This window comes from Bradyrhizobium sp. LA2.1 (assembly GCF_040547725.1).
GTDB classification, from domain to species: domain Bacteria; phylum Pseudomonadota; class Alphaproteobacteria; order Rhizobiales; family Xanthobacteraceae; genus Bradyrhizobium; species Bradyrhizobium barranii.
This window is the reverse complement of the sequence record NZ_JBEPQI010000005.1, coordinates 341,343-363,839: the sequence shown is the minus strand read 5'-3', so window position 1 is coordinate 363,839 and position 22,497 is coordinate 341,343. Positions and strand designations below refer to the sequence as shown.

The following is a 22,497-nucleotide window of genomic DNA, read 5'->3' as shown; positions in this document are numbered from 1 at the left end:
CACCACTTAAGGACTTTGCGCAACGCGGAATCCATGCGTCGGATAACGAACATTGGTATCGTAGCCATCGCGGTTGGACGGCCTCACATATCTCGAATCGTTCTTCCATGAACCCGAGCGCAGGACATGCGACGAGCAGTCCCCGCCGGTCCATGCCGAGCCGTCACCGGGTGCGCCCTGATAGGTCCTGCGCCAGCAGTCCTCGACCCACTGATCGACACCGCCACCCATGTCGTGGAGGCCGAACGGGTTCGGCTTGAAGCTGCCGACCTTCGCCGGCTGCTCGGCCGCGAGGTCACCGCAATCCTTGCATCCCGCCATGCCCGGCTGGAGCTTGTCGCCCCACCAATATTTCGTCTGCGTCCCGCCGCGCGCGGCGTATTCCCATTCGGCTTCGCTCGGAAGCCGATACGACTTCTTTGTGGTCCGCGCGAGCCAGGCCGCATATTGCTGCGCGTCGGTCCAGCTCACATTGGTGATCGGCGCATCGTCCTTGCCAATGGCGGTGAAGCCGCACGCCTTTGCAGCCGCGCATTCGTTCCATTCCTGCACGGTCACCGGATACTTTCCGATCGAGAACGGCTTGACCGTGACCTGGTGGACGGGACGTTCGGTCGGATCGTCATTGCTTCCCATCGCGAAGCTGCCGCCGCGAATGGCGATCATCTCGGGTTCGCGGAACGGCGTGGCCGATGGGCTTGGTGCTGGACTTGACGTCGAAGCACTTGACGCCGAAGCACTTGGCGCGGAAGCACTTGGCGCCGGAGCACTCGACGCTGAAGCACTTGGCGCCGGAGCACTTGGCGCCGGAGCGGGCGATGGAGACGATGCCGCCAATGAAGGAGACGGCTGCGGCGTTTGTGTCGCGGCTTCTCGCGGTGCAGGTTGCGGGCTCGGTGATGCGACCGGAGCCGCAGTCGGCGCGGCGGCCTGCTGGTTCACCCTGCCCGACGGCTGCGCCAGCAGATACCACAACACACCGGAAGCGATCACGAGGAGCGTGATGCCCAGAAGGAAGATCAGGGTATTCTCGCGCCGGCCTCGCGTCCTCCCGACCGCATCTGCGTCCGGCAGCACGCGATAGACACGCACCGGATCGGTGATGTTCTTGACCTTGCGGTCGCCGAGCGACTCATAGCCGCACACCACCTTGTGTTTGATCTGCTCGTAGATCGCGCCGGAGATGTAGACCTGACCGGGCTCGGCGATACCCTCGATGCGCGTGGCGATGTTGACGCCGTCGCCGTAGACGTCGTCCGGCTCCACGATGACGTCACCGAGATTGACGCCAATCCGATATTCGATCCGGGAGTCCTTCGGAAGCGAAGCGTTGCGCCCGACGAGATTCTGCTGAATGACGATGCTGCAGCGAACGGCCTCGACCGGACTGTCGAAGATCGCGATGAAGCCGTCTCCCGTCGTCTTCACCAACGTTCCATGGTGTTCGACGATGCTGGGCTCGATGAGATCCCGCTCGATCCGCTTGACGCGAACATGCGTGCCTTCCTCGTCGGCCTGCATCAAGCGGCTGTAGGAAGCGATGTCACCGACGATGATTGCGGCGAGACGACGAGGCATCGAGCCGTGTGGAGGCGGCTCGTCATGATTTCCGGATCTGAAGTTACGAATCTCGCCCATTGCGGGGAACTCCACAAACGCGGGTGAGCTTACGACATCGAATTTCAGCTGTCTGTGAAGACTATCACATTGATGATCCGCGACAATCTCGCAGAAATCAGCGGCGCCGAGTTCCCGGGCGGAATCGCGGCAAGGATTGAACCTTCGCGGACCGACAGCGGACTAAGGCTCGCGCGACCACCCGGCAGCGCAGCCTATGCCTGCTTCGACCGCCGCTGCGATGCGCGGCATCTTACCCGATGCAGGCGAATCCTCGCCCGCTTCAGCTGACAGCCTCGGGCGCCGGTTCAGGCTCCGGCACGGAGTGGTCCGAAGGGGCCGGCCGTCCGGCGCCCCAATATTGCTTGCAGGTCTCGAGCAATGTCTTGACGTCCATGGTCAGGCCGCCCGCATTGACGATCACGCTGTCAGCGCCAAGCGTCTTGTTCATCAGCGACAAGGCACGCCTCAGGAAGCCCCCGGAGAATCGCCCGGCGACAAGGGGATCGAGCTTGAGCACCACGAACTTCTGCAGGCGCTGCTCCCAGATCTGTATCTTCCGCACGGAGCTCCAGGCGATGGTCTCGTCGGCGAGCCTGAGGTCGCGAATGCCGACACGGCTGATGAAGACGACCGGCGACCTGGCCGAGATCAACCTCCAGAGCATCCTGAAGGTGGCGAGGCCGAAAAACACCGCACCGACATAGCAGGCGGCGACCTCGAACGTGGTGATGTTCTTGCCTTGCTGCCACATGAATGCGAGCGCAGCGCAGAGCAGCGTCAGCAGCAGACCGGCGCCGAAAAACACCAGCAGCCGTCCCCGGGAATAGCCGATCGTAATGTTGGGCAAGTTCTGACCTACGGACATGTTCGACCGCCACCAGCCTTTTGCAGCAACCCTGGGTTTACGAACGCCCCTTCTCCCGAGTTATTAGGACTGGAACCTTGCGCGAGGCTGCCCACGGGAATGCAAGGCATCGGCACTTGAACACGCGGCGTTCGGCTTGCGACTAACCGCCAGTCGGCTCTCACCCCCCTCCGATGCGGCCGTCAATGGTTCACGCGCCCGGTGCGATCATGAAAACCGCCGGAGCATCTTGTGGAGCGCCGTCTCGGCCCTGGGCGCGGCGCTTGGCGGCTCCAGCGCGAAGGCCACGACGGAAGCCGGCACAGGCAACAAGCTCAAGGTCGTCTATCACCTCAGCGACGCCGAGAAGGTCAATTTCGTACTCGGCAACATCCAGAACCACATTGACGGCGTCGGCGGCCCCCAACACGTCACCATCGCGCTGGTGATTCACGGGCCGGCGCTGAAGGCGTTTCACCGGGCACAGGCCAACCCCGACGTCGGCAAGCGCGTCGGCGATTTCTCCAAGGACGGTGTCGAGCTCGCGGCGTGCGCCAACACCATGAAGGCGCAGAACGTCACGCTGACGGGTCTGCTGCCGGGCTTCGTCAGCGCGGAGAAAGGCGGCGTGGTCCGTTTGGCCGAACTCCAGTCGCAGGGTTATCTCTACCTGCGGCCCTAGGCGTCGAAGTCTTCCATTCTCGGGCTTGACTTACTCATAACTCTACGATTATGAGTTTATCCATAACTTATGGGTTATGGATTCCACATGTCCGCCGCGCACGATCTTCTGTTCAGGACGCTCGCCGATCCGACCCGGAGGGCAATCTTCGAGCGGCTGTGCCGGGAGGGCGAGCAGACGGTCGGGGCACTGACCGCGACGTCAGGCGTTTCCCAGCCGGCAGTCTCAAAACATCTCGGCGCGCTGAAGCAGGCCGGGCTGGTGCGCGACCGCCATGCAGGACGCCAGACCCATTACAGCGCGCAGCCCGGCGCGCTGAATCCGCTGATCGACTGGACCGGCCAGATGGCCGGCTTCTGGCAGAACCGGCTCGATGCTCTCGACGATCTCCTGAAGAGGATGGACCAATGACCGAAGCTGCCGCCGAGATGCGCTCCGTGGTGATCGAGCGCGAATTTTCCTTTCCGGCCGAGCGGATCTGGCGCGCGCTGACGCAGCCGCATCTGATCGAGGAATGGCTGATGAAGAACGACTTCAAGCCGGTCGTCGGTCATCGCTTCAATCTTCGCGGCGAATGGGGCGGCGTGCTGGACTGTGAGGTCCTCACCATCGAGCCGCAGCGCGCGCTCGCCTATACCTGGAATTTCTCGCATGAGGACGCGGCGTTCGATCTGAAAAGCGTGGTGACCTTCACGCTGACGCCGACGAACGCGGGCACGCATTTGCGCGTCGAGCAGGCGGGCTTCAGCCCGACGCAGAAGCAGGCCTATGGCGGCGCGCATGCCGGCTGGAAGCAGTTTTTCGCCAAGCTGGACGAGGTGCTGGCGCGGGCTGACTAGGTCCGTCGCCGGCCTTCATTCGATCATCTCAAGAGGAGGTTTCATTGACCGGGAATATGTGGGTTCGACAAATCCATCGCTGGCTGTCCATCGCTTTCACGCTCGCGGTGATCGCGAACATTGTTGCCCTGACGCTGCAAATCCAGGCCACGTGGATCGGGCTGCTGGCATTCGTCCCGCTGATTCCGTTGCTCGCTACCGGGCTCTACATGTTCGCGCTGCCCTATGTCAGCCGTCGCAGCGGCGCGCGGCAAGAGGCGTGATCATGAAGAAGGCCGTGACCGCGAAGACAAGCAGCGCGACCAAGACGGACGCCACTTCGCCCTCCAGGATGATCGACGGCAGGATCAAGGAGCTCGGCGACTGGCGCGGCGAGATGCTGGGGCGCATCCGCGGCCTGATCAAGCAGGCCGATCCTGACGTCGTCGAGGAATGGAAATGGCGCGGCGTTCCCGTGTGGGAGCACGACGGCATCATCTGCACCGGCGAGACCTACAAGGCCGTCGTGAAGCTGACTTTTGCCAAGGGCGCGGCGCTGGACGACCCGGCCGGCCTGTTCAATTCCAGCCTCGAGGGAAACGTGCGCCGCGCGATCGACATTCGCGAAGGCGAAAAGATCAACGAGAGGGCGTTGAAGGCGCTCATTCGCGCGGCTGTGGAGCTGAATGGGTCCAAGAAGAAGCCGGCGAAGAAGCGATCGACTTAGACCACGTCAAATGCAAATTCTTGGTGACGGCCAGAGCAAGCGCCTCGTCCTTCGAGACGACCGCTCCGCGGTCTCCTCAGGATGAGGCTAAGCAGAAGCGCTGTCTGTCGACATAGCTCCCGCACACTCCGTCCTCATCCTGAGGGCCCGCCAGAGGCGGGCGCCTCGAAGGATGGGCCGCGGGCGAGCTACCGCCACGTCGATGTTCCAGCAGCTACCAGCCGTCTCAGGCCGCCGCCGGGATCGGGCGCGGGCTTACGACATATTCGCGCAGGACCTTGTCGTTGGCGTCGACCTCGATCAGTGAGACGTCGTAAGTCCAGAGATCGGCGAGGTGCTGGAGCACGCGCTTGGCGTCGGTCTCGTTGAGCTGCGAGCCCTTGATGACGTGGTGATGCAGGATCAGCCGGCGGTCGCCGGAGAGATCGACGTCGACCACTTCGATATTGGCGTCGATGAAGCCGACATCATGCTGCCGCGCCAGCTCACGCCGCACCCGGCGGAAGCCGCGATCGTCGTGGATGGCATCGACCCGGATGCCGGCGCGCTCCTCGGGATCGTCGTGCAGGTGGAACATGCGGAAGTGCCGCATCAGCTTCGGGCTCAGGAACTGCGCGATGAAGCTTTCGTCACGGTAGTTGGCCCAGACGTCGCGCAGCACGCCCATCACGTCGTTCTTGCCCGCAATGTCGGGGAACCACTCGCGGTCCTCGTCCTCCGGCCGGGTGACGATGCGCTCGATGTCCTGCATCACGGCAAAGCCGAGCGCATAGGGATTGAAGCCGGAGAAGCGCGGATCGTCGAATTCGGGCTGGAACACCACGTTGGTGTGCGATTGCAGGAATTCGAGGAAGTTGCCGTCGGAGATGCGGCCTTGCTGATGCAGCTTGGTCATGATGCGATAATGGACGTAGGTCGCCGTCCCCTCGTTCATCACCTTGGTCTGGCTCTGCGGATAGAAATATTGCGCGATGTGGCGGACGATGCGCAAAAGCTCGCGCTGCCAGGGCGCCAGCCGCGGCGCGCTCTTCTCCAGGAAGTAGAGCAGGTTTTCCTGCGGCAGGCCGAGCAGCTTGCGGCGGCGTTCGATGCTGAGCGCGGAGCGGGTCTTCGACGCCCCCTTCGGCACGGTGCGCCAGAGGTCGTTGAAGACCTCCTCCTCGTGCTGACGGCGGCGCCCTGCCCGCTTCTCCTCGGCGCGCAGATCCAGCTTCTTCTTGCCGGGATAGCGGTCGATGCCGTGCGACATCAGCGCATGCGCGGCATCCAGGGTGCGCTCGACCTCGACGCGGCCGTAGCGCTCCTCGCAGGTCATCACGTAGTTCTTGGCAAAGTCGAGATAGTCCAGAATGCCGTCGGCGTCGGTCCACTGCTTGAACAGATAGTTGTTCTTGAAGAAATGGTTGTGGCCGAAGGCGGCGTGGGCGATCACCAGCGTCTGCATCGTCGCCGTGTTCTCCTCCATCAGATAGGAGATGCAAGGCGAGGAGTTGATCACGATCTCATAGGCAAGCCCCATCAGGCCCTTGCGGTACGAGGCCTCGTGGAACGCGAAGTGCTTGCCGAACGACCAGTGCTTGTAGAACAGCGGCATGCCGACGGACGAGTAGGCATCCAGCATCTGCTCGGCGGTGATGACCTCGATCTGGTTCGGATAGACGTCGAGCCCGAGATCCTTCGTCGCCACCTCCTCGCAGGCATCGGTGATGCGCTGCAAGGTGTGGAAATCCCAATCGGCGCCTTCGAACAAGCGTTCCGTCATGGAGCGGCTTTCTCCTGGGAAGTTTCGCGGCGCTGGAACAGATCGTGGAACACCGGGAATATCTCGCTGCGCTCGCTGACCTTGCGCATCGAGAGCGGTGCGCCGCCGTTGCGCAGGCGGTCGTAGAGGGTCCAGAGCGAGGAGTCAGAGAGATCGAAGGCGCTGCCGCCGGACTCCCCGACCTCGAGATAGGCAAAGAACTGGCAGACCGGCAGGATCTTGTCGGTCAGCAGCATGCCCGTGAGCTCGCCGTCGGAATAGGAATTGTCGCCGTCGGAGGCTTGCGCGGCGTAGATGTTCCAGTCCGCCGGGTTGAAGCGCTCGCGCACGATCTCGTGCATGGCGTGGAGCGCGCTCGAGACCAGCGTGCCGCCCGAGGCCGGACCGTAGAAGAAGGTCTGCTCGTCCACCTCCTCGGCGCGGTCGGTGTGGCGGATGAAGACGATCTCGACATGCTTGTAGCGTCGCTTCAGGAACACGTAGAGCAGCATGTAGAAGCGCTTGGCGAGATCCTTCATGTGCTCGGACATCGAGCCGGAGACGTCCATCAGGCAGAACATCACCGCCTGCGCGACCGGCCGCGGCACCTTCTCGTAGCGGCGGTAGCGGATATCGAGCGGATCGACGAAGGGAATGCGCTTGGTCCTCGCCTTCAGCCTTTCGAGCTCGGCGAGCAGCACCACACGCTCGTCCTCGTCGGTGCATGCCGCGATCGCGGCTTCCAGCTCCTCGATCTCCTCCTTGCGGGGACGCTTGAGCGCGATGCGGCGCGCCAGCGCGAGCTTCACCGTCCGGCTGACCGAGATGTTGGCGGGCGAGCCGGACGTGGTGTAGCCGGCGCGCTGGATACCCTCGCTCTCGGTCTGCGCGATCTTGCGCTTGGCAAGATCCGGCAGCTCGAGGTCGTCGAGGAACAGATCCACGAACTCGTCGCGGGAGAGGACGAAGCGGAACGCGTCCTCGCTGTCGCCTTCGCCGGGACCGGAATCCTTGGCGCTGCCCTGGCCGGATCGCTGGAGGTAATCGCCCTCGATGAACTTCTTGTTCCCGGGCAACACCATGTCGCGCGTTCCGCCTTCACGGCGGAAACGCGGCTCGTGCATGCCGTCGAGCGGTATCGTGACCTCACCACCCTCCAGGACGTCCTTGATGTCGCGTTCCTGCGAGGTCTTCTTGACGGCGCCCTGCACCAGGGATTTGGCCCGACGCAAGAACCGCTGCCGGTTCTCAAGACTCTTGCCGCCTGGATTCAGGCGCCTGTCAATAATGTGAATGGGCACTTTTCCATCCGCTCCATCCGCCTCAACCGGCCTGCTTCACACGCATGTACCATTCGACGAGCCGGCGAACCTGACGCTCGGTGTAGCCGCGCTCCACCATGCGTGCGACAAACTCGCCGTGCTTCTTCTCCGTCTCGCCGTCCTTCTTCGACCCGAAGGAGATGACCGGAAGCAGGTCCTCGACCTGCGAGAATATCCGCTTTTCGATCACGTCGCGAATCTTCTCGTAGGAAATCCAGGTCGGATTCTTGCCGCCGTTCTGGGCCCGCGACCGTAACGAGAATTTGACCACCTCGTTGCGGAAGTCCTTCGGGTTGGCGATACCCGCCGGCTTCTCGATTTTGGTCAGTTCCTGGTTCAAAAGCTCGCGATCGAGCAGCTGGCCGGTGTCGGCATCCTTGAAGTCCTGATCCTCGATCCAGGCATCGGCGTAGTCGACGTAGCGGTCGAACAGATTCTGGCCGTAATCCGAGTAGGATTCGAGATAGGCCTTCTGGATCTCGTTGCCGATGAACTCGGCGTAGCGCGGCGCCAGGTCCGCCTTGATGAATTCGAGATAGCGCTTCTCGACTTCCTCCGGGAGCTGCTCGCGGCGGATCGACTGCTCCAGCGCGTACATCAGATGCACGGCGTCGGCTGCGACTTCCTGCGGATCGTGGTTGAAGGTCGCAGCCAGGATCTTGAAGGCAAATCGGGTGGAGACGCCGTCCATGCCTTCGTCGACGCCGGCGGCATCGCGATATTCCTGGACGCTCCGTGCCTTCGGATCGGATTCCTTCAGGCTCTCTCCGTCATAGACCCGCATCTTGCCGAACAACGTGGAGTTCTCGTGCTTGCGCAGGCGCGACATCACCGAGAACCGCGCCAACGTCTCCAGGGTCGAGGGTGCGCACGGCGCGGCCGCCAGCTCCGAGCCCTGGATCAGCTTTTCGTAGATCTTCTGCTCTTCGGTGGCCCGGAGGCAGTACGGCACCTTGATCACGCAGATGCGGTCGATGAAGGCCTCGTTGTTCTTGTTGGCCTTGAAGCTCGACCACTCGGCTTCGTTCGAGTGCGCGAGGATCACGCCGGTGAACGGGATCGCGCCGATATTCTCGGTGCCGATGTAGTTGCCCTCCTGCGTTGCGGTGAGCAGCGGGTGCAGCATCTTGATCGGCGCCTTGAACATCTCGACGAATTCAAGGATGCCCTGGTTGGCGCGGTTGAGGCCGCCCGAATAGCTGTAGGCGTCGGGATCGTTCTGCGCGTAGGTCTCGAGCTTGCGGATATCGACCTTGCCGACCAGCGAGGAGATGTCCTGGTTGTTCTCGTCACCAGGCTCGGTCTTGGAGACCGCGATCTGGCGCAGCCGCGACGGCTGGATTTTTGCGACTCTGAACTGAGAAATGTCACCGCCGAAGGCTTCCAGCCGCTTGTAGCACCACGGGCTCATCAGGCCGGTGAGGCGACGGCGCGGAATGCCGTACTTCTCTTCCAGCATCGGTCCGAGATGATCGGGATCAAACAGGCTGAGCGGGCTTTCAAACACCGGGCTCAATTCATCGCCGGCTTTGAGCACGTAGATCGGCTGCACTTCCATCAGCGACTTGAGCCGCTCGGCGAGCGAGGATTTGCCGCCGCCGACGGGGCCGAGCAGATAGAGGATCTGCTTGCGCTCCTCCAGGCCCTGCGCCGCGTGACGGAAGAAACCGACGATGCGCTCGATGGTTTCTTCCATGCCGTAGAAGCCGGCGAAGGCCGGATAGGTCCGGATGGTGCGGTTCAAAAAAATACGGCCAAGGCGTGGGTCCTTGGCCGTGTCAATCGTCTGAGGCTCACCGATCGCTGCTAGCAGTCGTTCGGCCGCGTTCGCGTATTTCATGGGATCGCTTCGACACGATTCCAGATATTCCGCCATCGACATGTCGTGTTGGCTTCTCGCCTCGAACGACTTAGCGAAAGCGTTGAATAGAGAATCGTTATACATGATCCCTCTCCGCGTGAGTTCCGCCACAAGCTGAAACGAAAGCAGTTACCGGACCGTTCCTCAGGCCATTTCGAATCAGCGTGAGCACATGACGATCATTGGACACCCTGGTGCCAACACGACGCAACGCACAACGTAGGCACTCGTTGAGTTACGAACAGGCACATGCCTGTAATTTGTGCGAATCTGTATCTATCTTCGCTCATTTCCAGAAAATGTCACTTGGTCGCAACATCCGGGCATTACCGGGGATGAGCCCATCCGGCACTGCAACATGGAGCGATCTGCGAGCGGCAATCTTATGACGCTTGTACGGCGAAGCCTTGCGTGCCGCGTTCATCTTCCTGCTGCAATGCGGTGCGCGCAGCGCTCGCAGCATGACAATCGCGGCAAGCGCGCAGCAGTGTATCAAAATCGGTCGCCAAACCCTCGGAGCGGATGACAATCCGTTCATTCTGCCGTTCATTCTGCCGTTCATTCTGCGCACGGGGCACCAAGGTGCTGATGGTGCAGAGCTGCCGCTGCAAGGCTGGCGTCAGCGTCAGCACGATCGCCTTGTGGCCGCGGCCTTCCTCAGCCGAAATCTCCGCAATCGAGTCCCACAGCAGAAATTCGTTGCCGATGCGGAGGTCGCGGATGCCATAGGGGGTGACGATCACCACCGGTCCCCGCTCGGCGGGCAGCAGCCAGATCAGCCGGCCGGTCACCAGGCCGAACAGCACGACGCCGGCATAGCCGACCGTCGTATCGTAGTCGCCCAGACCGTCCCACCAGTCGAAGGCAAGGGTCGCGCTGAACAGGGTCAATGCGAAACCCGCCGCGACCAGCAGCCGCAGCTGGGTCGTACATGGACTGATTTCGAGATCGTGGGTCGCATCGATGCATGCGGCCGGCGCGACCGATTGCGGGCTGTCGGCAACAGCGAGCGTCAGGCGGTCATGATGTGCGTGCATGCTTTTCCCCAGCATGGCCATTCGCGGCCGAGCGACGATCTATCAGGCGGACCGTAATCCGCTGATGACACTCCACGCAGACTGGGCTGACGAGACGAAGCGGCTACGTTGGTAACGAGCCCCTGGCCACTGCTCCGGCCGACGACTTTTTACGCAACACGGCTACTTCCGCCTGGATCGCCATGATCGCGACGGAGTTACACTGGAGGGTAAGACGCCTATCCCCTTGATTGGTTCCCTCCCGGGAGCATGTAGGCTAGAGGATAGCGCGTCAGGACCGGCGCGGAAACCCCTCGCCCGCAGGCTTGGAGATAAATAAACATCATGAATCCCGTCAAAGAACTGGAAAAGCACGGACAAGCCGTCTGGCTGGACTTCCTGGCCCGTGGCTTCATCGCCAAGGGCGACCTGAAGCGGCTGATCGACACCGACGGCGTCAAGGGCGTCACCTCCAACCCGTCGATCTTCGAGAAGGCGATCGGCAGCTCGGACGAGTATGATGCGCCGATCGGCAAGGCGCTGAAGCGCGGCGACCGGACCGTGGCCGACCTGTTCGAGGCCGTCGCGATCGAGGACATCCAGAACGCCGCGGACGTGCTCCGCCCGGTCTATGACCGCCTGAGGGGCGGCGACGGCTATGTCAGCCTGGAAGTCTCGCCCTATCTGGCGATGGACACCGCCGGCACGGTCGCCGAGGCGCGGCGGCTCTGGAAGGATGTCGACCGCAAGAACTTGATGGTGAAGGTGCCGGCGACGCCGGAGGGCCTGCCGGCGATCGAGACGCTGATCGGCGACGGCATCAGCATCAACATCACGCTGTTGTTCGCCAGGGACGTCTACCTCCAGGTTGCCGAGGCCTATCTCGCCGGTCTGGAAAAATACGTCGCCGGCGGCGGCGACCCGTCGCACGTGGCGAGCGTCGCGAGCTTCTTCGTCAGCCGCATCGACTCGGTCGTCGACAAGCAGCTCGACGAGAAGATCGCCCGCGCCAACGATCCATCCGAGAAGGAGCGGCTCGCCGCGCTGAAGGGCAAGGTCGCGATCGCCAACGCCAAGGTCGCCTACCAGGATTACAAGCGCCTGTTTTCCGGCCCGCGCTGGGACAAGCTCGCTGCCAAGGGCGCCAAGCCGCAGCGGATGCTGTGGGCCTCCACCGGCACCAAGAACAAGGACTACAGCGACGTCCTCTATGTCGAGGAGCTGATCGGTCCCGACACCATCAATACCGTGCCGCCGGCGACGCTCGACGCGTTCCGCGACCACGGCAAGCCGCGCGACAGCCTGGAAGAGAACGTCGACGACGCCCGCCGCGTGCTGGAAGAACTGGAGCGCTCCGGCGTCTCGCTCGAGGCAATCACCGAGGAGCTCGTCAAGGACGGCGTCAAGCAGTTCGCCGATGCCGCCGACAAGCTCTATGGCGCCGTCGCCCACAAGCGGGCAACCGTGCTCGGGCCCGCGATCGACCACCAGCTTCTCTCGCTCGGCGACGGCCTCGGCAAGGCGGTGGCCAAGAGCACCGAGGAATGGCGCGCCTCGGCAAAGATCCGCAGGCTGTGGCAGCGCGACAAATCGGTCTGGACCGGCACCGATGAGGACAAATGGCTGGGCTGGCTCGACAGCGCGGCGAAGGCCGACGTCGCCGACTATGAGGACTATGCGAGCCGCGTGAAGGGCCAAAAGTTCTCCGATGCCGTCGTGCTCGGCATGGGCGGATCGAGCCTCGGCCCCGAGGTGCTGGCCGAGACTTTTGCGCGGAAGTCCGGCTTCCCGAAATTGCACGTGCTGGATTCCACCGATCCGGCACAGGTCCGGGCCATGGAGGCCAGGATCGACATCGCCAACACCGTGTTCATCGTGTCCAGCAAATCCGGCGGGACCACCGAGCCGAACGCGATGAAGGATTATTTCCACGAACGCGTCGCACAGGCGGTCGGGCCGAAAGTGAAGACCGGCCATCGCTTCATCGCGGTGACCGATCCCGGCTCGTCGCTGGAGAAGGCGGCGAAGAGCCTCAACTACGCCCGCATCTTCCATGGGGAACCCTCGATCGGCGGCCGCTATTCGGTGCTTTCGCCGTTCGGCCTGGTGCCGGCGGCGACCGCGGGCATCGACGTCAAGACGCTGATCAAGCACGCGCTCTCCATGGCCCGCTCCTGCGGACCCGACGTGCCGCCAGGTGAGAACCCGGGCGTCCAGCTCGGCCTTGCCATGGGCCTCGCCGGCCTCGAAGGGCGCGACAAGGTGACGATCCTGTCGTCGAAGAAGATCGCCGATTTCGGCGCCTGGGCCGAACAGCTGATCGCGGAATCGACCGGCAAGGAAGGCAAGGGCCTGATCCCGATCGCCGGCGAACCGCTCGGCGAGCCCGCGCTCTACGGCAACGACCGCTTCTTCATCGACATTCGCACCGAAGGCGAAGCGGACGCCGCGCATGACTCCAAGCTCGCCGCGGTCGAAGCCGCCGGCCATCCCGTCGTGCGCATCGTGATGAAATCGATCGACCATCTCGGTCAGGAGTTCTTCCGCTTCGAGATGGCGACGGCGGTCGCGGGCAGCATCCTCGGCATCAACCCGTTCGACCAGCCGGACGTGGAAGCGGCCAAGATCAAGACCCGCGAGCTCACCGCGTCGTTCGAGAAGACCGGTGCATTGCCGGCCGAACAGCCGGTGGTCAGCACCGACGAGGCCGATCTCTACACCGACGAGGCCAACGCCACGGCGCTGCGCGCCGCCGGCGCCAACGGCGACCTCACCTCGTGGCTGAGAGCGCATCTCTCCCGCTCGGGTCATGGCGACTATGTCGCCCTGCTCGGCTACATCGCGCGCGACAAGGCGACGATCGACGCACTCCAGACGATGCGTCTCGAAGTGCGCGAGAAGCGTCACGTCGCGACTTGCGCCGAGTTCGGACCGCGCTTCCTGCATTCGACCGGGCAGGCCTACAAGGGCGGGCCCGACAGCGGCGTGTTTCTCCAGATCACGGCCGACGATGCCAAGGACTTGTCGGTGCCGGGCCAGAAGGCGAGCTTCGGCGTGATCAAGGCCGCGCAGGCGCGCGGCGACTTCGACGTGCTCACCGAGCGCGGCCGGCGCGCGCTCAGGGTCCACCTCAAGGGCGGGCTCAAGAAAGGTCTCGCGGCGCTCAACGCGGCGCTTAACGATGCGCTGAACTAAGGGAATCTCTCGATGCAACTCGGCATGATCGGCCTCGGCCGGATGGGCGGCAACATCGTTCGCCGCCTGATGCGCCGCGGTCATACGACCGTGGTCTACGACAAGGACGCCAAGGCCGTCGCGGGTCTCGCCGCAGACGGCGCTGTGGGCTCAACGACGCTCGAAGAATTCATCTCGAAACTCGAGCGGCCGCGCACGGCCTGGGTGATGCTGCCGGCCGGCCACATCACCGAGACCACGATCGACACCATCGCGGGCGTGATGCAGGAAGGCGACGTCATCATCGACGGCGGCAACACGTTCTGGCAGGACGACGTCCGGCGCGGCAAGGCGCTCAAGGAGCGCGGCATCCACTATGTCGACGTCGGCACCTCCGGCGGAGTCTGGGGTCTCGACCGCGGCTATTGCATGATGATCGGCGGCGAGAAGCAGGTGGTCGACCGGCTCGATCCGATCTTCGCCGCGCTTGCGCCCGGCGCCGGCGACATTCCGCGCACGGAAGGACGTGAGGGGCGCGATCCCCGCATCGAGCAGGGCTACATCCATGCAGGCCCCGTGGGCGCCGGCCATTTCGTCAAGATGATCCACAACGGCATCGAATACGGCCTGATGCAGGCCTATGCCGAAGGTTTCGACATCCTCAAGAATGCCAACATCGAGGCCTTGCCGGCTGATCATCGCTACGATTTCGACCTTGCCGACATCGCCGAGGTGTGGCGGCGCGGCAGCGTGATCCCGTCCTGGCTGCTCGACCTCACCTCGACGGCGCTCGCCGACAGCCCTGCCCTTGCGGAATATTCCGGCTTCGTCGAGGATTCCGGCGAAGGCCGCTGGACTGTGAATGCCGCGATCGACGAGGCCGTGCCGGCCGAAGTTTTGACCGCGGCCCTCTACACACGTTTCCGTTCACGCAAGGAACACACCTTCGCCGAAAAAATTCTCTCCGCAATGCGCGCGGGTTTCGGCGGCCACAAGGAGCCGAAGCAGCCGGGCGCTTCGAAACCCAAATAAGAGCCGAAGTAACAAGTAACAGAGCGAAGGCCGATCATTCGTGACAAAAGACCCGCAGGCCAAGCGCAAGCCCGAAAATTGCGCCTTCGTCATCTTTGGCGCGACCGGTGACCTTACCCATCGGCTGGTGATGCCGTCGCTCTACAATCTGGCCGCCGAGCACCTGTTGCCGGAGAAGTTTTGCGTCGTCGGCGTGGCCCGCAACCGCCAGTCGGATGACGAGCTGCGCGACAGCCTGCTGAAGGGCCTGCGGCAATTCGCGACGCGGCCCGTGGACGACGACATTGCCCGGAAGCTGCTGGAATGCGTGACCTTCGTCGAGGCCGATCCGAAGGATCCCCCGTCCTTCGACCGCTTGCGCACGCATCTGGATTCGCTGGAATGCGCGCAGGACACCGGCGGCAACCGACTGTTCTATCTCGCGACCCCGCCCGCCGCCTTCGCACCGACCGCGCGGGAGCTCGGCCGCACCGGAATGATGAAGGAGAACGGCGCCTGGCGTCGGCTCGTAATCGAAAAGCCGTTCGGCACCGATCTCGCGTCAGCCAAGGCGCTGAATGCCGAGCTCCTGAAGATCATGGACGAGCACCAGATCTACCGGATCGATCATTATCTCGGCAAGGAGACGGTGCAGAACATCCTGGTGCTGCGCTTTGCCAACGGCATGTTCGAGCCGATCTGGAATCGCAACCATATCGACCACATCCAGATCACCGTGGAGGAGAAGCTCGGCGTCGGCCATCGCGGCGGCTTCTACGATGCCACCGGCGCACTGCGCGACATGGTGCCGAACCATCTGTTCCAGCTGATGTCGCTGGTCGCGATGGAGCCGCCGGCGCGGTTCGATGCGCATTCCGTGCGCTCCGAAAAGGCCGACGTGCTGACGTCGATCCAGCAGCCGACCCGGGAAGAGGCGCTGAAGAATTCGGTGCGCGCGCAATATCTCGCCGGCCGCATCGGCGACGACGCGATCACGGACTATCGCAAGACCGAGGACGTCAAGCCCGGCAGCAGCACCGAGACCTTCGTCGCGCTGAAGCTGATGATCGACAATTGGCGCTGGGCCGGCGTGCCGTTCTATCTGCGCACCGGCAAGGCGCTCGGCCACAAGCGCACGGAAGTGGCGATCAAGTTCAAGCAGGCGCCGCTGTCGATGTTCTCAGGCACGGATGTCGACCGCCTGTCGCAGAACTTCCTCACCATCGGCATCGCGCCGACCGAGACCATCGAGCTGCAGTTCAACGCCAAGATCCCGGGGCCGAGTATCACCATCGACGGCGTCGAGATGAAGTTCAGGTACGGCGACTATTTCCGCGCCGATCCCTCGACCGGCTACGAGACGCTGATCTACGACTGCATGATCGGCGACAACATCCTGTTCCAGCGCGCCGACGGCATCGAGGCCGGATGGCAGGCGGTGCAGCCGTTCCTGGACGCCTGGAAAAGTGAAGGCACCAACGGCATCGAGACCTATCCCGCCGGCAGCGACGGCCCGGCTTGCGCCGACGAACTGCTGAAGCGTGACGGACGAAGCTGGCGGAAGTTTACGTGATGGAAGCGGCCGACCAGCCGAAGCTGATCGTCGCGGCCGACGCCGAGGCGCTGGCGCAGGCCGCAGCCGACCGGGTGCTGGCGCGGATCGCCGCCAATCCCGGGCGGATCGCGATCTGCCTCACTGGCGGCTCCAGCCCGAAGAAGCTCTATCAATTGCTCGGCAGCGACGCGTATCGCGGCAAAATCCCGTGGGACCGCGTGCACTGGTTCATCGGTGACGAGCGTTTCGTGCCTTCGAGCGATCCCCTCAACAACATGGCAGTCGCGCGCGCGACCTTTCTCGACCGCAATGCGCCGTCCGGGCATATTCACCCGATCCCGACCACGGCTGAAAGCCCCGAAGCGGGTGCCGAGGCCTATGCGCGCGAGCTTCAGTCCTTCTACGGCGCCAAAAGCCTCGATCCGGCACGGCCGCTGTTCGACATGGTCCTGATGGGCGCGGGCCCGGACGGCCACACCGCCTCGCTCTTCCCCGGCTACCCCGCGATCGAGGAGACCACGCGCTGGGTGGTCGGCGTCCCCAGGGCCAATGTCGCGCCTTTCGTGCCGCGAGTCTCGCTGACCCTGCCCGCCTTGGCCTCCTGCCGCGAAATGCTGTTCGAGATTGCCGGGCACGACAAGCAGCCGATCTTGACGCGCCTGCTCAATGGCGAGACTCTGCCGGCTGTACGCGCGCGCTCGAATGGTGAGACCGTCTGGCTGGTCGATCAGGCCGCGCTTCCGGAGGGAATCCGTGGCGGGCGTTGAAGCACCTTGTGCGTTGATCGTGATGGGCGTGTCGGGTTCAGGCAAGAGTACGGTTGCGGAGGCGCTCGGGCAGCGGCTCGGCTGGCGTTTCGAGGACGGCGACAGCTTTCACCCCGCCAGCAATGTCGAGAAGATGCGGGCGGGCCATCCCCTCACCGACGAGGACCGCTGGCCCTGGCTCAACGCCATTGCCGACGAGATCGCCCAGGTTTGCGACAAGAGCGAGCACGTGATCATCGCCTGCTCGGCGCTGAAGCACACCTATCGCGACGTGCTGCTGCGCGGACGCGACGACGTCCGCTTCGTCTTCCTGAGGGGCACCAGGGAGCTGATCGCCGCCCGCCTCGCGCAACGCAAGGGCCATTTCATGCCGCCCGAACTGCTGACGAGCCAATTCACGACGCTGGAGCCGCCCGAGGCCGGCGAGCATGTCGTCACCGTCTCGATCGACGAATCCGTCGAGGCGATCGTGGACGGCGTGGTACGGCAATTGAAACTGAGCGGGGCGAAACGCTGAGGCCGATAAACCCTGAGGTCCTGCCATGACGAAAATCTCACTGGTCGTCTCCGACGTCGACGGCACGCTGCTGACCAAGGACAAGACGCTGACGGAGCGCGCGCGGTCCGCGGTCCAGCGGCTGCACAAGGCCGGCATCGGCTTCACCATCACCTCCAGCCGCCCCGCGATCGGCATGCGGTTCCTGGTCGAGCCGCTGGCGCTCTGGCTGCCGATCGGCCCGTTCAACGGCTCCTCGATCGTCGATCCCGAGATGCATCCGGTCGAGCAGCACCTGATCCCGGCGAGCGCCGCCGAACGGTCCTTGCAGATCCTCCGGGATTTCGGCGCCGACATCTGGCTCTTCACCACCGACAAATGGCTGATCGACCACCCTGATGGTAAATACGTCGCGCACGAGCAGCACACGATCCGCTCCGATCCCACCATCGTGACGGATTTCTCGCCATACGTTGCGAACGCCTGCAAGATCGTCGGCGCCAGCGCCGATGCCGCCGGCCTGGAGCGTTGCGAGAAGGCGATGCAGGAGGCGCTGGGCAGCGCGGCCACCGCGGTGCGCTCGCAGACTTACTATCTCGACATCACCCCGCCCGGCTTCGACAAAGGCACCTTCGTGCAGGCCATGGCCAAGCGCCTTGGGATTTCCACCGACGCGGTCGCCACCATCGGCGACATGCAGAACGACCTTGCGATGTTCCGCGTCAGCGGCACCTCGATCGCCATGGGCAATGCCACCGACAGCGTCAAGGACCAGGCCACCCACGTCACCGCAACCAATGAGCAGGACGGCTTTGCAGAGGCGATGGAGGTGATTTTGAAGCGGAACGGGGTGGGCTGATATCTGATGAGACGAGACTCGACTGGCGCCGCGACGGAGGTGCGTTCCCTCCCCCCTTACTTCGACCGCTGCACCGCCGGCTTTTCGCTTTCCTGCCTCGCGGCCGAGAGATTGTGCGCGGTGTTGATCAGCGCGATGTGGGTCAAGGCCTGCGGGAAATTACCGGTCTGGCGCCGGGCGCCTGAATCATACTCTTCGGCCAGGAGGCCGACATCGTTCGCGATGCCGACCACGCGGTCGAGCAAGGCTTGCGCCTTGTCGAGATCGCCCGCCAGCACATGCGCGTCGGCCAGCCACAGGCTGCACGCCAGGAACGCGCCCTCGATCGGCTGCGTCTCCTCGGACACTTCGCGCGGATCGTGCCGCAGCACGAAGCCGTCGCGCATCATGTGTTTCTCGACGGCGGCGATGGTGCCCCGAATGCGCGGGTCCGATGGCGGCAGGAAGCCGACGGCCGGCAGCAGCAGCACGCTGGCATCGAGCAGCTTTGAACCATAGAAGTCGACGAAGGCATTCTCCTCTGCGTCAAATCCCTTGTTGCAGACATCGCGATGAATGGCTTCGCGCAGGGCACGCCAATGCAGCAGCGGCGCCTTGAAGCCAAAGGTCTCGGCGCTCTTGATGCCGCGGTCGAAGGCGACCCAGGTCATGACCTTGGAGAACACGTAGTGCTTCGGCTGTCCACGCAGCTCCCAGATGCCGTTGTCGGGATGGTCCCATACCTCGGCGAGATGGTTGAGCACGGCGCATTCCAGCGCCCAGGTCGTCTCGTCGTCGAGCTTCAGCTTCGCCATGCGCGACTGGTGGAAGGCGTCGATCAGTTCGCCGTAGACGTCGAGCTGGAGCTGCGCATGCGCGGCGTTGCCGACGCGCACCGGTTGGGCGCCCTCATAACCGTCGAGCCAGCCCGCTTCCCATTCCAGCAGACGCCGCTGGCCCCAGATGCCGTACATGATCTGCATGTCCGCCGGCGAGCCTGCCGCCGCGCGCAGCAGCCAATTGTGCCAGGCCAACGCTTCCTCGGTGTAACCCGAGTTCATCAGCGCCAGCAGCGTGAAGGTCGCATCGCGCAACCAGCAGAAGCGGTAATCCCAATTCCTGGCGCCGCCGAGCTTTTCCGGCAACGAGGTGGTGGGCGCCGCGACGATGCCGCCGGTCGGGCCGAAGGTCAGCGCCTTCAGCGTGATCAGCGAGCGTACGATCAGATCGTGATAATCACCGTCGCGGGTGCAGCGGCTGCACCATTCGTTCCAGAATTTCTCGCTCTCCTGGAAGGCGATCTCCGGATCGATCGGCGCGGGCGGATCGAGATGCGAGGGGCCGTAGGTCAGCACGAACGGCACGGTCTCACCCGCCTTCACGTCGAAGTCGGAGACCGTGGTGAGATCCTCGCCGCGGGTCTCCACCGGGGTGCGCAGCACCGTCATGTCCTGGCCGGCGATCGCCAGCAGCGAATGGTCGATGCGTCGCACCCAGGGAATGTCGACGCCGAAGCCGAAGCGGATGACAAGCTCCATCCGCATCTTCACCGTGCCCGTGAGGCCGCGGACCAGCCGCACGATGTCGGAGGCCTTGCCGCGCGGCGGCATGAAGTCGATCAGCGCAACGGTGCCGCTCCTGGTCTCGAAGCGCGTTTCTAGGATGAGGGTGTTGCCGAGATAGCGGCGCGAGATGGAGGTCGTGTCTTCGCCCGGCGCGATCAGCCAGCGGCCGTTCTTGTGCGTGCCGAGGATCGCGGCAAAGCAGGCATCTGAATCGAAGGCCGGCCAGCACAGCCAGTCGATCGAGCCGTCGCGCCCGACCAGCGCTGCGGTCTCGCAATCGCCGATCAGCGCATAGTCCTCGATCCTCTGAGCCAATGTGTTACGAGCCCCGGAAAATCCGCCGTTTCAACTCCCGCCGGTCAACGAACGTTCCCGCGTCGCCGCCTTCAAGGCCGTAACATCGACCTTGGCGGCGATCTTGTCGAGCGCCACCGGCAGGCGCTGGCGCCAGTTCGGATGCTCGTCGATCGTACCGGGAATGTTGGGCTGGTCAATCACGCCGAGCAGATCCTCCAGCGACACCGCCAGAAGACGCGACGGCGTCCGCGACAGGAACGCGAGCACCGAATAGAGATCGTTTGCGTTGATGCCGTTCTGGCGCAGGATCTCGTCGAGCCTGCCGAGCGCATCCCAGCGCGCCTGGTCGTTCTCGCCGGGGTCGAGCCCGAGCGAGCGCTTCATCTTGAGATCGCTGAAGGAGCGCCAGCCGGCATAGGTGCACAGATCATGCGTGTTCAGCGTGACCAGCGCATTGGGCCGGTAATGGTCGGCATTGCGGAAGCGGCCGGCATCGTCGCGCTCGAACATCATGACGAGGTAGGACCAGATGCCGAAATCCTGCATCGTCTCGCGGAAACCTTCCGGCACGGTGCCGAGGTCCTCGCCGATCACGATGCATTTGTGCGCCGCGCTCTCGCGCACCACGGCGCCGAGCAGCGCCTCGAACGGCATCTGCACATAGGCGCCGTTGTCCGGCTTGAAGCCGCGCGGCACCAGATACAGCCGCTTCAAGCCCAGCACGTGATCGAGCCGGATCGCGCCGGCATGGCGCATCGAGGCGGCCAGCATGTCGGCGAATGGCACGAAGGATTGCGCCTCCAGACCACCGGCATTGAAGCCGGCAAGGCCCCAATCCTGTCCGACGGTGTTGAGCACGTCGGGCGGCGCGCCGACGGCGAGATGGCGCGAAATCGCCATCTGCTCGTTCCAGGCGTCGAAGCCGTTGGACTGCACGCCGACGGCGACGTCGAGATAGAGCCCGACGCGCATGCCGAGCTGGCCGGCCAATTCCTTGGCGGCCTGCAATTGGCTATCGGCCGTCCATTGCACGAATTCGACGAACTCGACCTCGCGCTTGTCGGGACCGTTGCGGAGCTCGGCGCATTTGGCTTCATCCGGCTGCTGCCACTCTTGCGGCCACTCCCACCAAGGCCCGGAGAAGCGATGCCGCAGCACCTCGAAGCAGGCAAAGCGGGACAACAGCGGCGCGCGGTCCGCGCGGAAGGCGTCGAATTCCTTGCGGCGCGCCTCGCTCGCGCTCGTCACGAAACTGTTGTAGGCGGCGCGCAGGCCGAGCCATTTCAGCGCCGCCATGTCCGCATAGGGCACACGGTCGCCTTCGCGCAGCCGCGCGGCGGTCGCCGCCGCGTCGGGGACGAGGTCGGCGGCAAACTCCGGGATGGCCTCGACGTCGATATAGAGCGGGTTGAGCAACAGCCGGCTGTTCGGCGAATAGGGGCTGCAATCGGCGGGGTGGTTGTCGAACAGGACATGCAGCGGATTGAGCCCGACGCCATCGGCGCCGAGCTGCCTGGCGAGGCGGACGAGATCGGCAAGGTCAGTGAAATCGCCAATGCCCCAATTGCGGTCCGAGCGGACGCTGTAGAGCTGCACGGCGAGCAACCAGCCTCGGGCGAAATCGCCGCCGAAGGCGCGTTCGGGCGCCACGATCATCGGCACCTCTTCCGCAACACCCTTGGCATCGGTCAGCGTCAACCGGTGATAACCGAGCGGCAGGCCGGCGGGCCAGGCGATCACGGGCTCGTGGGTCTCGCCTTGCGCGATCACATTGCCGTTTGCGCGCAATGTCCATTGCAGCGGCGGCGCGCCGATTGTCGTCAATTCGGTACGCGGATGTCCCAGGGCGCGCACCACCACGGGCCCGCCGACGAAGCGGTAAACCCGCTTCTCCGGCAGGGCCTCGAGGATGGATTTGAGGGCCACGGGATCGGTGACCCGCAGCTTTCCGAGGGCATCGACGAATTCGGACTGAACGCCCTTGATCCGGGCTTGAGCTAAAAGATCCATTCGGCACGCAGCTTGCAGGCCGTCATCCGGCCGGGGGCAGGGAATTTAACGAGGTCGTGGAAGAGGTTAGTCAGGGCTAACTCGCAGACCGTGCCTGCCGTTCCCAAGGGAACCAATGACACACAAGCGGCTTTCTATATTGGTATCAAGCGT

General features: G+C 63.9%; 19 protein-coding genes. 11 read left to right on the top strand and 8 right to left on the bottom strand.

What is annotated here, in order from left to right:
* Positions 1-6: 6 nt before the first annotated feature.
* A complete protein-coding gene (locus ABIB95_RS12080) occupies positions 7-1,638 on the bottom strand; it encodes an SUMF1/EgtB/PvdO family nonheme iron enzyme (protein ID WP_354119416.1) in 1,632 nt (543 codons plus the stop codon).
* Positions 1,639-1,900: 262 nt separating this feature from the next.
* Positions 1,901-2,485, bottom strand: coding sequence for an STM3941 family protein (locus ABIB95_RS12075; RefSeq protein WP_071910161.1), 585 nt, complete (start codon positions 2,483-2,485; stop codon positions 1,901-1,903).
* Positions 2,486-2,711: 226 nt separating this feature from the next.
* Here ABIB95_RS12075 and ABIB95_RS12070 point away from each other — a divergent pair, with 226 nt between their 5' ends.
* From ABIB95_RS12070 to ABIB95_RS12050, 5 genes are all read left to right on the top strand, one after another.
* Positions 2,712-3,146 carry a DsrE family protein gene (locus ABIB95_RS12070; RefSeq protein WP_354239743.1) on the top strand — a complete coding sequence of 145 codons (435 nt, stop codon included), beginning with the start codon at positions 2,712-2,714 and terminating at the stop codon, positions 3,144-3,146.
* 87 nt (positions 3,147-3,233) lie between these two features.
* On the top strand, positions 3,234-3,557 hold the full coding sequence (locus ABIB95_RS12065; RefSeq protein ID WP_028147048.1) for an ArsR/SmtB family transcription factor: 324 nt from the start codon (positions 3,234-3,236) through the stop codon (positions 3,555-3,557).
* The gene (locus tag ABIB95_RS12060) at positions 3,554-3,985 is read left to right on the top strand and encodes an SRPBCC family protein (protein WP_354239528.1); all 432 of its coding nucleotides are present in this window, start codon (positions 3,554-3,556) and stop codon (positions 3,983-3,985) included. Before ABIB95_RS12065 ends, ABIB95_RS12060 begins: the two co-directional genes overlap by 4 nt.
* A 44-nt stretch (positions 3,986-4,029) precedes the next feature.
* Positions 4,030-4,248 carry a hypothetical protein gene (locus tag ABIB95_RS12055; protein WP_071910157.1) on the top strand — a complete coding sequence of 73 codons (219 nt, stop codon included), beginning with the start codon at positions 4,030-4,032 and terminating at the stop codon, positions 4,246-4,248.
* 2 nt (positions 4,249-4,250) lie between these two features.
* Complete coding sequence (locus tag ABIB95_RS12050; RefSeq protein ID WP_354239526.1) at positions 4,251-4,691, top strand: DUF1801 domain-containing protein; 441 nt, start codon at positions 4,251-4,253, stop codon at positions 4,689-4,691.
* A gap of 226 nt (positions 4,692-4,917) precedes the next feature.
* Here the strand turns inward: ABIB95_RS12050 and ABIB95_RS12045 are convergent, their stop codons facing one another.
* The 4 genes from ABIB95_RS12045 to ABIB95_RS12030 form a co-directional block, all read right to left on the bottom strand.
* Positions 4,918-6,453 carry a SpoVR family protein gene (locus ABIB95_RS12045; RefSeq protein WP_028147051.1) on the bottom strand — a complete coding sequence of 512 codons (1,536 nt, stop codon included), beginning with the start codon at positions 6,451-6,453 and terminating at the stop codon, positions 4,918-4,920.
* Complete coding sequence (locus ABIB95_RS12040; RefSeq protein ID WP_354239741.1) at positions 6,450-7,727, bottom strand: YeaH/YhbH family protein; 1,278 nt, start codon at positions 7,725-7,727, stop codon at positions 6,450-6,452. The genes ABIB95_RS12045 and ABIB95_RS12040 overlap by 4 nt, the downstream gene beginning before the upstream one ends.
* Before the next feature lie 28 nt (positions 7,728-7,755).
* On the bottom strand, positions 7,756-9,699 hold the full coding sequence (locus ABIB95_RS12035) for a PrkA family serine protein kinase (RefSeq protein WP_063981411.1): 1,944 nt from the start codon (positions 9,697-9,699) through the stop codon (positions 7,756-7,758).
* Positions 9,700-9,998: 299 nt separating this feature from the next.
* Complete coding sequence (locus ABIB95_RS12030) at positions 9,999-10,673, bottom strand: STM3941 family protein (protein ID WP_354239524.1); 675 nt, start codon at positions 10,671-10,673, stop codon at positions 9,999-10,001.
* 303 nt (positions 10,674-10,976) lie between these two features.
* Here ABIB95_RS12030 and ABIB95_RS12025 point away from each other — a divergent pair, with 303 nt between their 5' ends.
* Genes ABIB95_RS12025 through ABIB95_RS12000 form a run of 6 tightly spaced genes read left to right on the top strand, consistent with a single transcriptional unit; the run spans position 10,977 to position 18,493 of the window.
* Complete coding sequence (locus ABIB95_RS12025; RefSeq protein WP_354239522.1) at positions 10,977-13,826, top strand: bifunctional transaldolase/phosoglucose isomerase; 2,850 nt, start codon at positions 10,977-10,979, stop codon at positions 13,824-13,826.
* Positions 13,827-13,838: 12 nt separating this feature from the next.
* A complete protein-coding gene (gene gnd, locus ABIB95_RS12020; RefSeq protein WP_354239520.1) occupies positions 13,839-14,837 on the top strand; it encodes a phosphogluconate dehydrogenase (NAD(+)-dependent, decarboxylating) in 999 nt (332 codons plus the stop codon).
* Positions 14,838-14,877: 40 nt separating this feature from the next.
* Positions 14,878-16,389 (top strand): glucose-6-phosphate dehydrogenase, encoded by a 1,512-nt coding sequence (zwf, locus tag ABIB95_RS12015; protein WP_354239518.1) that lies wholly within the window; start codon positions 14,878-14,880, stop codon positions 16,387-16,389.
* Positions 16,389-17,138, top strand: coding sequence for a 6-phosphogluconolactonase (gene pgl / locus ABIB95_RS12010; RefSeq protein WP_354239739.1), 750 nt, complete (start codon positions 16,389-16,391; stop codon positions 17,136-17,138). The genes zwf and pgl overlap by 1 nt, the downstream gene beginning before the upstream one ends.
* The gene (locus tag ABIB95_RS12005) at positions 17,125-17,655 is read left to right on the top strand and encodes a gluconokinase (protein ID WP_354239516.1); all 531 of its coding nucleotides are present in this window, start codon (positions 17,125-17,127) and stop codon (positions 17,653-17,655) included. The genes pgl and ABIB95_RS12005 overlap by 14 nt, the downstream gene beginning before the upstream one ends.
* 25 nt (positions 17,656-17,680) lie before the next feature.
* A complete protein-coding gene (locus ABIB95_RS12000) occupies positions 17,681-18,493 on the top strand; it encodes an HAD family hydrolase (protein WP_354239514.1) in 813 nt (270 codons plus the stop codon).
* Positions 18,494-18,549: 56 nt separating this feature from the next.
* Here the strand turns inward: ABIB95_RS12000 and ABIB95_RS11995 are convergent, their stop codons facing one another.
* Positions 18,550-20,352, bottom strand: coding sequence for a glycoside hydrolase family 15 protein (locus ABIB95_RS11995; RefSeq protein ID WP_354239512.1), 1,803 nt, complete (start codon positions 20,350-20,352; stop codon positions 18,550-18,552).
* A 30-nt stretch (positions 20,353-20,382) separates the two neighbouring features.
* A complete protein-coding gene (malQ, locus tag ABIB95_RS11990) occupies positions 20,383-22,344 on the bottom strand; it encodes a 4-alpha-glucanotransferase (RefSeq protein ID WP_354239510.1) in 1,962 nt (653 codons plus the stop codon).
* Positions 22,345-22,497 lie beyond the last annotated feature (153 nt).

Coding starts and splice junctions, on each gene's coding strand:
- malQ (WP_354239510.1), bottom strand. CDS start 22,344: ATGGATCTTTTAGCTCAAGCCCGGATCAAGGGCGTTCAGTCCGAATTC.
- gnd (WP_354239520.1), top strand. CDS start 13,839: ATGCAACTCGGCATGATCGGCCTCGGCCGGATGGGCGGCAACATCGTT.
- ABIB95_RS12060 (WP_354239528.1), top strand. CDS start 3,554: ATGACCGAAGCTGCCGCCGAGATGCGCTCCGTGGTGATCGAGCGCGAA.
- pgl (WP_354239739.1), top strand. CDS start 16,389: ATGGAAGCGGCCGACCAGCCGAAGCTGATCGTCGCGGCCGACGCCGAG.
- ABIB95_RS12075 (WP_071910161.1), bottom strand. CDS start 2,485: ATGTCCGTAGGTCAGAACTTGCCCAACATTACGATCGGCTATTCCCGG.
- ABIB95_RS12025 (WP_354239522.1), top strand. CDS start 10,977: ATGAATCCCGTCAAAGAACTGGAAAAGCACGGACAAGCCGTCTGGCTG.
- ABIB95_RS12050 (WP_354239526.1), top strand. CDS start 4,251: ATGAAGAAGGCCGTGACCGCGAAGACAAGCAGCGCGACCAAGACGGAC.
- ABIB95_RS12030 (WP_354239524.1), bottom strand. CDS start 10,673: ATGGCCATGCTGGGGAAAAGCATGCACGCACATCATGACCGCCTGACG.
- ABIB95_RS12045 (WP_028147051.1), bottom strand. CDS start 6,453: ATGACGGAACGCTTGTTCGAAGGCGCCGATTGGGATTTCCACACCTTG.
- ABIB95_RS12065 (WP_028147048.1), top strand. CDS start 3,234: ATGTCCGCCGCGCACGATCTTCTGTTCAGGACGCTCGCCGATCCGACC.
- ABIB95_RS12000 (WP_354239514.1), top strand. CDS start 17,681: ATGACGAAAATCTCACTGGTCGTCTCCGACGTCGACGGCACGCTGCTG.
- ABIB95_RS12080 (WP_354119416.1), bottom strand. CDS start 1,638: ATGGGCGAGATTCGTAACTTCAGATCCGGAAATCATGACGAGCCGCCT.
- ABIB95_RS12035 (WP_063981411.1), bottom strand. CDS start 9,699: ATGTATAACGATTCTCTATTCAACGCTTTCGCTAAGTCGTTCGAGGCG.